At 46.3% G+C, this 13,690-nt stretch carries 16 protein-coding genes; 8 read left to right on the forward strand and 8 right to left on the reverse strand.

Annotation, left to right across the window (positions count from 1 at the left end):
• Positions 1-175 precede the first annotated feature (175 nt).
• On the reverse strand, positions 176-1,579 hold the full coding sequence (locus QT974_RS06215) for an S-layer homology domain-containing protein (protein WP_333467652.1): 1,404 nt from the start codon (positions 1,577-1,579) through the stop codon (positions 176-178).
• A gap of 69 nt (positions 1,580-1,648) precedes the next feature.
• Here QT974_RS06215 and QT974_RS06220 point away from each other — a divergent pair, with 69 nt between their 5' ends.
• The 3 genes from QT974_RS06220 to QT974_RS06230 all read left to right on the forward strand — a co-directional run bounded on the left by QT974_RS06220 (position 1,649) and on the right by QT974_RS06230 (position 4,845).
• Positions 1,649-2,194: a hypothetical protein gene (locus QT974_RS06220; protein WP_333467653.1), complete on the forward strand. Its 546-nt coding sequence runs from the start codon at positions 1,649-1,651 to the stop codon at positions 2,192-2,194.
• A 555-nt stretch (positions 2,195-2,749) separates the two neighbouring features.
• Positions 2,750-3,220: a BON domain-containing protein gene (locus QT974_RS06225; RefSeq protein WP_333467654.1), complete on the forward strand. Its 471-nt coding sequence runs from the start codon at positions 2,750-2,752 to the stop codon at positions 3,218-3,220.
• A gap of 416 nt (positions 3,221-3,636) precedes the next feature.
• Positions 3,637-4,845 (forward strand): general stress protein, encoded by a 1,209-nt coding sequence (locus QT974_RS06230; protein WP_333467655.1) that lies wholly within the window; start codon positions 3,637-3,639, stop codon positions 4,843-4,845.
• Here QT974_RS06230 and QT974_RS06235 read toward each other — a convergent pair.
• A complete protein-coding gene (locus tag QT974_RS06235) occupies positions 4,796-5,107 on the reverse strand; it encodes a hypothetical protein (RefSeq protein ID WP_333467656.1) in 312 nt (103 codons plus the stop codon). The two genes, QT974_RS06230 and QT974_RS06235, sit on opposite strands and share 50 nt — an antisense overlap.
• 891 nt (positions 5,108-5,998) lie before the next feature.
• Between QT974_RS06235 and QT974_RS06240 the strand changes: the two genes are divergently transcribed.
• The 4 genes from QT974_RS06240 to speD all read left to right on the forward strand — a co-directional run bounded on the left by QT974_RS06240 (position 5,999) and on the right by speD (position 8,471).
• Positions 5,999-6,226 carry a hypothetical protein gene (locus QT974_RS06240; RefSeq protein WP_333467657.1) on the forward strand — a complete coding sequence of 76 codons (228 nt, stop codon included), beginning with the start codon at positions 5,999-6,001 and terminating at the stop codon, positions 6,224-6,226.
• A 513-nt stretch (positions 6,227-6,739) separates the two neighbouring features.
• Complete coding sequence (locus tag QT974_RS06245; protein ID WP_333467658.1) at positions 6,740-7,801, forward strand: pentapeptide repeat-containing protein; 1,062 nt, start codon at positions 6,740-6,742, stop codon at positions 7,799-7,801.
• Positions 7,776-7,979 carry a hypothetical protein gene (locus QT974_RS06250; RefSeq protein ID WP_333467659.1) on the forward strand — a complete coding sequence of 68 codons (204 nt, stop codon included), beginning with the start codon at positions 7,776-7,778 and terminating at the stop codon, positions 7,977-7,979. Before QT974_RS06245 ends, QT974_RS06250 begins: the two co-directional genes overlap by 26 nt.
• A 69-nt stretch (positions 7,980-8,048) precedes the next feature.
• Positions 8,049-8,471 (forward strand): adenosylmethionine decarboxylase, encoded by a 423-nt coding sequence (gene speD / locus QT974_RS06255; protein WP_333467660.1) that lies wholly within the window; start codon positions 8,049-8,051, stop codon positions 8,469-8,471.
• An 84-nt stretch (positions 8,472-8,555) separates the two neighbouring features.
• On the opposite strand, the gene QT974_RS06260 is transcribed toward speD, so the two are convergent.
• On the reverse strand, positions 8,556-9,152 hold the full coding sequence (locus QT974_RS06260) for a hypothetical protein (protein WP_333467661.1): 597 nt from the start codon (positions 9,150-9,152) through the stop codon (positions 8,556-8,558).
• Positions 9,153-9,297: 145 nt separating this feature from the next.
• Between QT974_RS06260 and queF the strand changes: the two genes are divergently transcribed.
• Positions 9,298-9,717, forward strand: coding sequence for a preQ(1) synthase (gene queF / locus QT974_RS06265; protein ID WP_333467662.1), 420 nt, complete (start codon positions 9,298-9,300; stop codon positions 9,715-9,717).
• Positions 9,718-9,812: 95 nt separating this feature from the next.
• On the opposite strand, the gene QT974_RS06270 is transcribed toward queF, so the two are convergent.
• The 5 genes from QT974_RS06270 to QT974_RS06290 all read right to left on the reverse strand — a co-directional run bounded on the left by QT974_RS06270 (position 9,813) and on the right by QT974_RS06290 (position 13,200).
• Positions 9,813-10,256: a retroviral-like aspartic protease family protein gene (locus QT974_RS06270; protein WP_333467663.1), complete on the reverse strand. Its 444-nt coding sequence runs from the start codon at positions 10,254-10,256 to the stop codon at positions 9,813-9,815.
• A gap of 30 nt (positions 10,257-10,286) precedes the next feature.
• Positions 10,287-10,505 carry a DUF2283 domain-containing protein gene (locus QT974_RS06275; RefSeq protein ID WP_333467664.1) on the reverse strand — a complete coding sequence of 73 codons (219 nt, stop codon included), beginning with the start codon at positions 10,503-10,505 and terminating at the stop codon, positions 10,287-10,289.
• Positions 10,492-10,686: a DUF4258 domain-containing protein gene (locus QT974_RS06280; protein WP_442933157.1), complete on the reverse strand. Its 195-nt coding sequence runs from the start codon at positions 10,684-10,686 to the stop codon at positions 10,492-10,494. The genes QT974_RS06275 and QT974_RS06280 overlap by 14 nt, the downstream gene beginning before the upstream one ends.
• Positions 10,687-10,815: 129 nt before the next feature.
• Positions 10,816-12,204, reverse strand: a complete 1,389-nt coding sequence (locus QT974_RS06285) for a cytochrome c biogenesis protein (RefSeq protein ID WP_333467665.1) — start codon at positions 12,202-12,204, stop codon at positions 10,816-10,818.
• Between the two features lie 264 nt (positions 12,205-12,468).
• Positions 12,469-13,200 carry a cytochrome c biogenesis protein CcdA gene (locus tag QT974_RS06290; protein ID WP_442933158.1) on the reverse strand — a complete coding sequence of 244 codons (732 nt, stop codon included), beginning with the start codon at positions 13,198-13,200 and terminating at the stop codon, positions 12,469-12,471.
• Positions 13,201-13,690: the final 490 nt, after the last annotated feature.

A 13,690-nucleotide genomic window follows, 5' to 3' on the forward strand; every position in this document is an offset into this window, starting at 1 on the left:
GTGACTGCTAACCTATTTTAGATCGATCGGACGACGCTACAGGCTAAAGCTGAGTAACAAACAGACACTGCGATTGCTTGGCTTGTCGCTTGCTGCGGACAAAAAAGTCGGTAATCTCAGGCTATGGTTCGATGGGTAGATGCTTAATTTAAAACTTTAAGCATCTCAAACAACTCTACTGAGTAGGTTGAGACTTGGCTTCGAGAGCATCTTTAGCCGACAATCCCTGATCTTGGATGCCAAAATACCACAAACTAGCAGCAGCTTCGGCGCGAGTCACCGATTTTTTGGGCTGAAACAGAGTAGTGAAACCAAAAACCCGGCGAATATTTGCCAAATCTCCATTGTTAAAATCGGCTAAAACTGCCCGCGACGCTTGGGAATCAATCTTAGAAGTATCTTGAAAACCCCATTTTTCTTTCACTCCGTCAATGTTGGCGGTTGGTAAAACTTGACGAGTATCTAATGGTACTTTCCAGAGAATCATTGTTTCGCGAGTTAAAGGTGCATCTGGGCGAAATTTTAAATCTTTTGTTTCTCCAGAAAGCGAACTGGGAATTAAACCAGCTTCTGCTAAACCTTGAATTGCTGAAAAATCGGGGTCTGTTTTGGGTATGTCAGAAAATGCTGGTTCGCTAGATTCTACTGCTAATCTAATTTGTTTGGCTTGACGGCTGGCATATATCTGATTGTTTGCTGCTACTAACCAGCGGGCGTATTCGCGGCGGGTGACAATTTTGTTGGGTTCGGGTAAGGTGGTGCCTGTTTCTAAATTAGCACCGCTTTTGGATCGCACTTTTAGCGCCTCTAATTGAGCTAAATCTGCTACGTACTGCCGCAACTGTTGAGGAATTTGGGTGTCTGTTTGGCTAGTTTTTGCTGATTTTGGTGCAGCCGATGGCGCGGGTGTGCTTCCCTCTGAATTTGAGGGAGTTGGTGAAGCGCTTGGGGATGGGCTAGACTCGGAATTGTTAGGTTGGGGACTGGCTGCGATTTCTGATCCCTCTTTGGTGTACTCTAGGGCAAATTTTGTAGAACCTCCTACTTTTTCAATCCCAGAAAGCGAGACTGTTACCCGCAAATTATCTCGGGTGGCGACTAAGGAACCTTGTCCGTCGGCGCTTGGGAGGCTGACTATTTTCCAGTTGCGGCGCCCAAATTCTAACTGATAAAAGTTCTGAACCGAATTCACCGGATCTGTGCTTTCCCAGCGCAACCGCACGTTTTTTGGCGGCGGATCGGTTGGCGGGTCTACTTCGACTAACTGAGCATTAGGATATAGTGGAATCTCTGTCGGGAAATCGGCAGGAAGTTTTGGGGTAGAGTTGGTTTCTACTGCTGTCGCTGGCGATGGGGACGAGAAAACTGCTGGATTTTGTTGTAATTTTGGATCGGCGGCTAGGGATTCTTGTAGCGCCTTGCTGTTGGGGCTGTTGGCGCAAGCTGTGACAGCAGCCAGCAGACACAAGGCGAGGCCGGTATTTACGGTAGCGAGTATATGGGTTTTATTGGTTTTACTGGTTTTAGCTGGCGATCGCCCCGAGTTGCCGATCCCTTGAGTAAATATAGTATTGAGCATAAATCCCTCGTTTGCGGATATATTTCTAGGCTAGCGCAGATCGATCGGACAAATATAATTTTTACCCAAATGAAATTTCTGCATATAATCCTAGTTATTGCTACATTACCTGTCTGGGCCCTCAAGTTTACAAGTCCGGCAAAAGCTGAACCAGCTTTGCTGCGGGCGCCACTTCAGACGCCAGAGTGGCAGCCGTTTTGCTCGAGCCAGGGTCAGTTTGCGATCGATATGCCGGGAACTCCTAAAATTAATACTGAAACTTTCTCAACTCAAGTTACAACTCATACATATAGGTCGGTATTAAAAAATAAAGAAACTTATTTACTGCAATACTTCGATCTAGATTTTCGGCTCAGCAACAATAATATTAAAATTACTTTAAACAATGCTGTAGATTTCTTTGTAGTGGCGGCGAATGCCAAAGTGCTACAAGTACGGGATATTTCCCTGGGCGGCTATCCGGGAAAAGAATTTGAGTTTCAGTCGCTTTCCCCCACGCAACCTGTAGGTATAGGTCAGGTTTTTTTGGTGGATACGCGCGTTTACGGGCTAGTTGCTACTACTCCAATACCAGAAAATGCTCAAAAATTTCTCGATTCTTTTCGTTTGTTTTGAAGCTGGAAGTTCGGCAACGGATTTAATGGATTTAACGGATGTTGAGGGGGATTTCTGTTGCTCGGGGCGATCGCCTTTATTAATACAATTTACGAGTTGGAACTTGGTCGCTCTGAAAATATGGGCTGTGGCTAATAAAAATCTTGCCATCAATTGGTTGTTTGAGCAACAGGGTGCATCTCATTTTGGCATGGGCTATAGCATTTCGGCACATAATTTATGAACCAGAATCAGAGATTTACTGCCGAAATGCTAGAGCCCCTACGAGTATATTTCCAAAAATGAGATGCACCCGAGCAACAGTGCATTCCTGACTAATCAACTTAATTTTTACTTAAATACCTTATTGGCTTTTTTGCACTCTATCTAACGACATAGATAAGTTTTACACCTGTGGAGCGATGTAGCGGGTTCCTCAATTTTATATGTTTGATATAAGGCTTGTTAGATAGAAAGCCCAAACTAAAATTTAGTGTGGCTTAATCTAGTTTAACATCTACCTCAACAACGAAGTCTGGTTCATCGAAAGCTTACTTGGAGGATTATTCACATATTATGAACAAACTAACACCAATTATGATCAGCGGCCTCCTATTGTTTGGAGCTGTTGCTTGCAGCGACGGGGCTAAAACTAGCGCTGATGCTCCTAATTCTACCACAGAAAATGTCAAGAGCCCGCCCCCTGCGGAGAATGTTCAAAAAACTCAGGGCGACGCCACTAGCGATATTCGCAAAGCCCAAGCAAATTCTGATATCAGAGCCAGAGAACAGCGCAACAACGTGACGGGCGGCGATGCCATCAGAGCCGATGGCGACCTGAAAAGTGAAGTTCGCTCGAAGTTGGAAGTGAACATCACCAAAGGCGCGCTCACTGTTGAGGCAAAAGACGGGGCTGTTACCGTAGGTGGCACAGTTCCCAATCAAACTGATTTAGCTAAAATTGAGCCGCTAGCTAAAGAAATCAAGGGTGTCAAAAGCGTGAATGTTACGGCTGTTGTAGCGCCGGCAGCCTCGCCTAGCAAGTAACAACTTAAGGTTGTGCGATCGCCCAAGTCGCTGTTCGGGTAAAAAGACTCCTCGGATAGCGCAGTCTCAGGAAGGAAGAATTATGCGGGAAAGTCGGGCATTTTAAAATTGCTTTGAGAGCGGTTCGCAACGCTTACATGACTCTTCCGGATCGGGGTTTCTTAAGTTAAACAGTTGAAAATTGCTAATTTACTCACAACTAAAAAGTGGCGCATTTGCCTGCAAGTTACCCTTCTCAGTTTCTGATGGTAAATTGCTGACAATTAGTGAGAAACAGGCCGGAAGATAGAGACGGAATTTATTCCCAGCGAGCGATGAAAATGGTTGGAAAAAATGACTAAATGTGATTGAGACCAGCAAGCAGAGCATAAATTCTGTGATTGTGTAAAAACAGTATATTTTGAAGGAGAAAACAAATGGCTTTAGGTCAACACAAACGGGCTGTAGGATCTTTTTCTAATTACCGAGATACGGAACTAGCCTTGATGGAACTGCAAAGTACCGGCTTTCCGATGAATCAGGTTTCGGTAGTTGGGGAAAACCTCAACGGTAGCGAAATCGCGGGTGCTAGCGCTGCTAAGAGCACCGATGAGAAAGTGGGCGGCGGTGCGAAAGCTGGCGCGACGGCAGGAGTAGTCACTGGCGGTTTGATCGGGTTGCTGGGCAGCATTGGGGCGCTGGCAATTCCGGGAGTTGGCCCGGTGATGGCGGGGGGCGCGATCGCAACCCTGCTGGCTGATACCGTAGTCGGAGGCGCGATTGGAGCAGCAGCCGGCGGTTTGGTTGGCGGTTTGGTGGGTTTGGGTGTTCCCGAAGCCAAAGCTAAAGTTTATGGCGATCGTGTCTCGCGCGGAGAATATCTAGTATTCGTCGAAGGAACGGATGCTGAGTTGGCCACCGCCGAAGGAATTATGAGCGTGCGGGGCGTTCATGACTGGGGTATTTATGATGTGCCGGCAGATACCGGCCGCAAAGCTATGGCCCGCGACAAGCGCGCTGTGGGCGTGTTTGCCACCCGCCGCGAGACAGAACACGCGCTGGGAGAATTGCGAACTGCTGGTTTCGACATGGATCGGGTTTCGGTGATCGCTAAGGATGCCGACTCTAAAGGCGAAATCGCAGGCATTGATGTGAAGGACACCGCCGACAACAAGGCTGATGAAGGGGCGACCAAGGGCGCGCTCACAGGTGGCACGCTGGGCGGTTTGACTGGCTTGTTGGTAGGTCTCGGGGCGCTGGCAATTCCGGGTATCGGGCCGATTATGCTGGCAGGAGCCACCGCTACGACGATCGCCACTACGCTAGCAGGTACTGCTTTGGGTGCGGCTGCGGGTAGTTTGATCGGAGCTTTGGTAGGTTTGGGAATTCCTGAAGAGGAAGCTAGAGCTTACAACGATCGAGTCGCCAGAGGAGATTATTTGGTAATGCTTGATGGTAGCGAAGCAGAAGTCGCTAAAGCTGAAGCAATTATGAGCCGCGGAGGCGTCCAGCATTGGAACACCTACGACTATCCCAGCGTGGATACCGCTCGCGCAGATTACGGCGCTCCTGGCACTCCTGGCGTTGATACTACGCCTAATGTTTACGACCCCAATCAGGGCGTGACTGGGCACCGACGGGTTTAGATAGTTGGGCCCGAATCCCCACATCATATCGTTTACAGATTGGTGTGGGATGAAAGCCAGGTTTGTTGAGGTGGGATGGTTGACCGATTCCGTAGGCGTAGCCTGTCCGAAGGACATAGGACACGAAGACCATCACCGCCGAAACAAACAATCTTTGAGATAATTGAACTACAGACAGCATAAACGCGGAGGGCGATTGTGAAAACCAAGCACTCAAGTCCGCGATCGCCAAGCGGGGAAAGTAGCCAGTAATGATTGTCACGCCATAATTGGGTCTTGGAAGGACTCCTGCCCGGGCGAGGGAATGTAAGTCCAACAGAATTACGCAGTTCTAGTGGCTATTCCCGATGAATTGGAAAGCCTAGACCATACCGCTTTGCGGTTGGTGTAGTTAGTTCACATAGTTCTAGTTTGATTGTTCAGGCTGGGTTTGGGTACTGTGTCTAATTCCGATGGCAACACCCCGGCGCACTCGGATTGTCGAGGGTGTAGGTGTTTAGCGCAATGCCTGTAAAATTATCTCAAAAGTCGGCTGTTTCTGTGACAGCCGGCTTTTGTTTTGTTCTGGAAACTTTAAACAAGCGACCTGTTCACAGTAAAAGTTAAATTTTGAGAGTGCGAGCTGGGCTTTTGGCTGGCAGGTCGATCGGCTTAATTAACTTAATTAATTTTTACACCCCACCAAATAACTGCGGTTTTTTCGTCTGTAACACTGACTACTGCTAGATCGCAAACAAGGCAGTATTATCAAAGTTGACGACATAAATTACAGCAGAGATTGCCCAGTTTGTCAAAGAACGACTATCTTTAATTATGGGACGGCTAATTTCAGCAACTTATACAGGTGAAGTAGCCCCTCCTGCGCACCGAGTAGGGTCTGGGGTGGTCGCCAACTATTAGTAAAATAATATTGTTGTCGCCGAACCGCCCGACTTAGGCGGGTCATTGGTTGGCCTTTGCAGCTAAATTGCCGTTGGCAAGACCTGCTGGCATGAATACAGTTTTTCTGGGAATGCCTCAGCGAAGCATTTCTCAAGCCCAGAAACAGCTTTTATGTCCCAGAGCGCCTCTGGTTTCGGGTGTTCTGTTAATTAGAACCGCAAGCGCTCATGGATCGAGTCAAGATTAACCGCAAGCACAGCAGCGCGAGAGTATGGAAACGACTCGCGGTGATTTTTTTCGCGAACTCTCAGGCGAAGCGCAGCCTATGGCTGGCAAAGCCTGCGAATCGCTCAGCACTCCGAGGAAAACAGCCTTCCTGTTGGATTTCACGCTGCACCGAGCACAGTGGGGGGAGGTGACACTAGCTGAGCTGACCGGGGGAGGCTTTTACGGGCGATCGCAAATTGAAGGCATTTATGTAGAAGGCTTTTGGAGTTGAAACTCCGAACTCTTGTTTATTGGTTGCACTCATCAATTAGATCGCCTGTAGCGGTAATTTTTCGGGTCAGAATGTGGCGCGGATGCCGCCAGCAATAACCCAAATATGCGATCGACCTTGACAAGTGCGATCGACCACTTCTTGGTATTTTGGTAAATGGTTAGTAGTTAATAGTTAGTGATTAGTAGTTAGTCTAAATAGAACTAACAATTAACAACTAACATCAGCCGCAACTAACTATTAGCAAAATAAAACTTAAAGGACTTGCACGCGCGGGCCATAAACTTTGTTTATTCATGACGGCTGCGCTGGAAAACCCAAGATTTGTAGGGATAATCGGGTTTATTTTCCTAAGTGATAACTAGATTAGTCGGGGTCTGCTAGTAATTATTAACGTGTTTTGAAAATTTTTACGCTCGGCAGTATTGGTTGAAAAACAGACTAGCAAATAACGCACCAACTTTCAGACAACATAGAACATCGAGAAATTAAGGAAACTCACTCAATTTTTTTATGAATTTCACTGAGATTTTAAGTGTCGATGAACTTTTAACTAGACATAGAAACGGGGAACGAGATTTTCGAGGAGCTAGCCTGATTGCAGCTCATTTGATTGAAGCTAATCTCAGTCGCACAAATTTGAGCAGCGCTAATTTGAAAGGCGCCAACTTAATTAGAAGTAAACTAATTGGAGCTAATTTAAACGGCGCCGACTTGAGCGGGGCTAATTTGTCTAAAGCAAAATTAATTGAAGCCAACCTCGGCAGTTCTAGTTTAACTGGAACTGTGGCGATCGGAGCTGATTTTAGCGGAGCCAATCTCAGCGGAGCAATATTGTCTCGCGCTGACTTGAGCAAAGCTGTGATGGTTGGGGCGAGTTTAGTCGGAGCTTGTTTGCTCAGCGGCTCGAAGCTAACTGAAGCTAATTTGAGCGGGGCGACGCTGAGCCGAGCAATTATGAGCGGGGTTGATTTAACCAGAGCAAATCTAACTAGAGCAATTCTGAGCGAGGTTGATTTGAACGGGGCGAACCTGAGCGGTGCAACTCTAATTAGGGCTTACATCAATCGTGGAAATCTAGGTGGAGTTAATTTGGTTGGCGCGATTTTGAGCGAAGCAAGCCTGCGGGAGGCTTGTATTTGTGCTGCTAATTTGAGCGGTGCTGATTTGAGCGGTGCTGATTTGAGTCGAGCTAATTTAAATGGCTCTAATTTGAGCGGGGCTGACTTGAGTCGAGCTAATTTCAGTAAAGCTAATTTGAATGGTTTGATTCTGCACAATGCTGATTTGAGGGCTGCGAATTTGAACAAAGCTTCTTTGCGGGGAGCTGATTTGAGCGGTGCGAATTTGTCTGGTGCTAGCTTGCTGGAAGCGGATTTGCGGGGTGCGAATTTGAGTAATGCCAATTTGTCGGGAGCCGGTTTGCTGCTGAGTTCTTTGACAGGGGCGAATTTGACAGGGACTAATTTGTCTGAGGCTAATTTGATTGGGGCGAGCTTGAATGTTGCTAATTTGAATCAAGCGGCTTTGGGCGGGGCGATTTTGCCGAATGGGGCGACTCACAGTCGGGATTGATTCGATGTCTGGTAGCGGGGCGATTGTCAGTCGCGGGCGATCGCGCCTCAAGTCAAAAGCTTCAGTTACTTTTTTTGAGGTGGCGCGCGGCCTGCTGTCTCGCTGGCCGCGCGCCCCAAAATATAGTGGCGATCGCCCTCGCCGCCAGACTTTGATTTTTTTTGGGAAAAATACTTGATATTTTTGGGAGTCCGTGCTATAGTCAAAAGGTTTGAGACATTGTGAATTAGAGGTAAAACCCCGCAGAATGAAACAATTGGGAACCCATCTGGTCGCTGATGCTTGGCAGTCTCCTGGAGACCTGCTCAACGATCCTGAACGTATCCGCCGCGCCATACTCGATGCGATCGAAGCCGGAGGAGCTACTCTCATCGATTTGTGCGTACACCAGTTTAGTCCTCACGGAGTGACGGCTACTGCAACTTTGGCAGAGTCTCATATAGCAATCCATACTTGGCCTGAACACGGTTATTTTGCCGCAGACTTATTTTTCTGCGGGGCCGGCGATCCTCACAAGGCCATGAAGGTGCTACAGACAGCTCTGGAAGCTAAACAGGTCAAACTCACTGAGTTCACGCGCGGTTTCGAGCCCGGGGTGGGCATTCTAGGTTCTGCTTGTGAAGAGCAATATGCACCTCGTTTAGTAGAAACGAGTGCAGCCAGAGGATGATAGACAATTAGCGTAACTTTGAACATTTTATGCTAGGTTTTCGTTAAAATCCCACGGTTCGACCCGTGGGATTCTTGTTGAAATTTACTTTCCCTTCAACAAAGGGCGAACAACTAAATAACCTGCACCGAAGGCAGCAATGACAATTAGAAAAATGGCAACGGCCAACCACAATCCGCTCAAGTCTGAAGCTTTTTTGGGTTGAGAGCGAATTCGGTAAGGAGTTTCCGGCACCTCGGTAAATAATGTTTCTGTAGGTGTGTTCGGCATCGGGGGGACTGTTGGCTCGGGTAGAGGGAAAGGGAAAGCCACTGTCTGAGGCGGTTGAGGTACGGCAGAGCTAGCCCGCAAGGTTTGAGGTGCTGGGGGCTGCGGTTCCGGTTCAACGCTGAAATTAAACTTGACAGAGGGCATTTGAGGTATCCCAGTCTGGGTGACATTCTGAGCCGAGTTGACTACTTGCTGTAGTTGTTGGGATACTTGAACGACTGTTTCTACTTCTCGCCGCAGTTGTTGGTTTTGTTGGACTAATTGCTGGTTGTGGGTTTTGAGTGAGTCGAGCATCGCTTGGGCGGCTTGCAGCTCGGCAGTGACTTCTCGATAGAGGGAAATCGGTACTGATGGAGAGTAACTATTTGAGTTTTCAGGGTTCGTATTGTCAGATAAGGTAGTATTTTGCATAATTGTAGATGGCGAGGGTGAACTTTTTTAAGTTTAGCCTGAGAGTATTTGCAATTAGATCGATCGCAACATAATTCGTCAAAATATTTGTTAAAAATATTAATAGTGAGTTTAGTTAAATGTTAAAAGTTTTCAGTCGATCGCTATGAACAACCACCCAACCGAACAAGATGTGTCGCAAAAGTCAAGTACCGAGGAAATGAAATACGGCGAACGCGAGATTTTGGCAGGCGAGTTAATTACTTTCCCGAATCCGCGAGTCGGGCGGCGCTATACGATTAACATTACCTTGCCGGAGTTTACTTGCAAGTGTCCGTTTTCTGGCTATCCAGATTTTGCGGCGATTCACGTTACTTATGTACCCGACGAGCGAGTGGTAGAGTTAAAGGCCCTGAAGCTCTACGTTAACAGTTATCGCGATCGCTACATTTCTCACGAAGAATCGATCAATCAAATTTTAGACGATTTTGTCGCAGCTTGCGCGCCCCTGTACGTGACGATTAAGGGCGATTTTCTGCCGCGGGGGAACGTGCACACGGTGGTTGAGGTGCAGCACGAGAAGTAGAAGGCTCAGCCTTTAAATGTGCGTTCTGTGGCAGTAGGGGCGGTGCTGGTGAGTGTGCGAACGGTTGTTGTGATGGCGATCGACTCTACATGATATTAGAGAGCCAAGTGATAAGTATTTTGACCGCGATGGGGCAAAAATATTAATTCTTGCTTGATAATATCTGGTTGCAAACCTAAACTTTCCAATGGAATCAAGCCTAGTAAGGGGTCTTCACCTCCTGGCAATTCCATACAATTAAACTCTCCTTTCCGTTCCCCTACAGAAAGACTCAATCTCTTGAACAAACGTGCTTTTTGGATGCCTGCGGCTGTCTTGACCTCGACTTCTTCATCCAGTGTTAAACCTAATTGCTGGATAATTGGTGCCGGCAAACAGAGGCGAGTTGCACCTGTATCAACTATGACGTTTTCTAAGGTGACAGAACGCACATCACTATCGGTGATAAATCCTCTTTCTTGCAAAATTTCATCGACTAGGTTGATGACTGTGATTGTGGCGGTAACTAAGCCCATCTTTTCGGTAATTTTTTGTGACATAATTAGAACTGATTTTGAGGAGGGACTGCTTTAGCGGGCAGGCATTTCATCGGAGACAGATTCTAAGGAGATAAATTGTTTGACATCTAATATTTCGATCAATACCAGTTCTGGGCTGCTAGAATAGTGCAGAATCATTTGCCCTTCATCTTCGGCATAGGCGATCGGGCGTTGGCGAAGCCCTCGAAGAGGATCGGAAATTTCGATCAGCATCGCATCTACATCAGGGCTGTACCTAATCTTTTTCATATCTTGACCTCTTACCCGGATCAGCAGTAATTACTAAAATTTTATCATTATATTCTTGGTAAACCACTCTCAGGACAAGTCCATTCAATCTTTGTTGACAAATAAACTTTCCTTCACCACTTGCTTCTAACTTACTAGGAGTTCTAATAGTTTCCGAAATCAAATCTGTTGATATTGTCACCCCGCGACTTTCTAGAATTTCTATTTTTAGTAAGGCGTGTTGACTGAATTAAATCCTTTTTATCACCTTTATTTCCTGTTTAATTATCGTTTTTACCCGGGTGTAAGGTGCGCAATGCGCACCATACAATTAGTTTTGATTAGCTAAAGAAGTTTCAGAAATCGCAGTTTCATCATCTATTTTCAATTCTGCCAACTTGTCCAAAATCTCCACAACTTCTCTTTCAAAAATCACCTGAGCGCGATTAGTGCGCCCGCCGACATAGAGTTTGCCGTTTTTTTCCAAAGCCCAAATCTGCGAGTGAGACAGATAGCTCATCATCACGCTGAGCATTAGCAACCCAAAGCCAGTATAAACTAGCGGAATTCCCGGATCGGCTTTAATTTGCAATCCCGTGCTGCCAACAACTTCATCAATTGCCAGCTTTACTCCGTTAACTTCCACCGCTGTACCGGCACGAACAGTGGTTAACAATTTGCCATCAGTACCGTAGATTAACATTGTGCCTTGCAAGTCCTTTGCTAGCAAAGAAACTCCCGCACTCAAATCTGGTTTTGTCGGAATCCAAGCACCCCAAATTCTGCCTTTACCTTGGGTGTCTAACTGAGCCATTGGCAATTGTAAAACCGGGCTTTTGTTGAGGCGAACTCGCACGGCGGCTAAAGCCCAATCTGCTTGATAAAAGGTGACTCCGCGGTATCTCAGAGGCTCGTTAACGTGAATGGTTTTGCGATCGACCTCTTGACCTGTTTTGTCCAAAACTGACAGATCCGAGTAAAATTGGTCGATCGCACCACTCGGACTATAATCGATCCAGAAGCGATTCACCCGCATCGACCAATCCTTAGGTATTTGCGGCACGGCCCAAGGCCCCGCATCCGTGATATTCTGCACCCGAAACGTTTCACCGCTAGGAACCATTTCTTGAGCCATAAATCCCGTCATCGATCCCAACATCGATCCCGCTAAAATAATTAGCATACTCGCGTGAACAATAATCGGGCCAATTTTGCCAATTATGCCCTTGCGAGCATAAACTTTTTCACCTTCTCGGAAAATGCGGTAATTTTTTTGCTGCAAAAGTTCTTCTAACGAACTCAAAGAACTTGTTTCTAATTCTGCACTGAGAGCTAATTTTTCAAACTGCTTCGGTTCTTCATAAAATTTCCAGCGGCGGGCGGCTTTGAGGGCGGGAAACTGTCTGGTAAAAGTGCAAGCTGTCAAGCTGCTGCCGAACAAAATTAGGATTGACAAAAACCACCAAGTGCGGTAAACGTGGTCTAGTCCTGAAATTAGTACAACTTTCCAAGTTAAGAAACCGAACAAAGCCGGATGTTCTGGATAATTGGATTGGTAAAACTCTACTGATTGACCTTGTTCGATGACGGTGCCGGAAATGCTAAAAAATGCGATCGCCAGCAGCAAGATAATTGCCAGACGCAAATCTGCCAGCACGGGCAGAATTTCTCGCTTAAAAAACCTTTGAGGAGCATTAGTCCAGTTTGATTCTGATGTCATGAGTTATTAGTTACTGGTTATTGGTTACTGGTTACTGGTTACTGGTTATTGGTTACTGGTTATTGGTTACTGGTTACTGGTTATTGGTTACTGGTTATTGGTTACTGGTTATTGGTTACTGGCTATTTGTGAGTAACACATAATATCAAATCCTGGTTGAATTTCCCGATTTTTTCTTAGTTGGCGTCCGGCGGACTTTGTTTTTGTAGTAGCGGTTTCAACCGCCGAATCATGCCGAATCATGCCGAATCATGGCGATTTCAATTACGCAGGAAGTATGCGGGAAAGCAGAGAAAACACGCCGTATCCTACTAGCAAAACACCGCTAACAGGTGTAATCCAACTCGACCACCGACGCAATTCTAACAGTTTTTTAATGCTCGCGGTAAAAGTGCCTGCGATAATCAGCGGAGCGACATAGCCAGCAGCGTAAAATAGCAACAACACACCGCCTAAAACTGTATCTCCCGTTTTGGAAACCCAAGCTAAGAGGGTGGCTAAAACCGGAGTGCTGCACGGAGAAGCTACCAAACCAAAAGTCAAGCCCAATAAGTACGATCGCACGCCTGCGGGCAAATCCTTCGGCACCCACCCCACAGCGTCGAAAGACGGCATTTGCAAGGGTAAAGCTTCGAGTAAATTCAGCCCCATTAAAATCGCGATGATGCTGACAACGATCGGCAAACCCAGACCAATTTTGCCGTAAACTTGTCCTGCAAATGATGCGACAATGCCTAAGCCCGCCAGAGTTGTAGCCAATCCCAAGGAAAACCAAGCCGACTGGGCAGCGGCTTGCAGGCGGCTTTTTGCTTCGTATCCGCCGATGTAGCCGATCGTAATTGGCAACATTGAAAGCATACAGGGCGTTAAGCTCGTGAGCAACCCTGCCAGAAAGATGACTGCGACGCTGAATAAACTCAGGTGTGTTAATTGAGTATTTACTAAATTATTAGCAAATTGTGCGAGTTCGTAAAGTTGGGTTTGCAGGATTTCCATCAGTCGATTTTAGATTTTAGATTTTAGATTTTAGATTAACTCTACAACAGATTAATCTCGCCGGTTGAACAATTGAATACTTGCACAATTGAAGAATTAGCTCTACAACAGATAAATCTCGCCTATTTTAGATTGAATAATTGACTCTACAACAGATAAATCTGGGAGATTCAACTAAATCTCTAATTTTTTTTCCATTTCTACAACTTAAATCGGGGCTTGTATCCAATGAAATTGAGTTTTGTATCTATTTAAAATTGTAACAGATTCACGTAGGTTCGGCTGGAGATTGGAAATTTTAGCGAGATTGACTGGTTGGAAGTTAAAAGGTGGTGAAGTCGAGCTATCGATCTTGCCCCAATCGCACCCGCTATAAACTGATATCCTCACACCATCCCCAACCAGGTTTGAGGATTTTTCTTGATTTAACCACAAAATAGATCTCTTGCAAAAGTCGAAATGTATATGTAGGGGCGTAGCATTTGGGCGA

The sequence above is a fragment of the Microcoleus sp. BM001215392 genome (assembly GCF_036700185.1).
Classification (GTDB): Bacteria; Cyanobacteriota; Cyanobacteriia; order Cyanobacteriales; family Microcoleaceae; genus Microcoleus.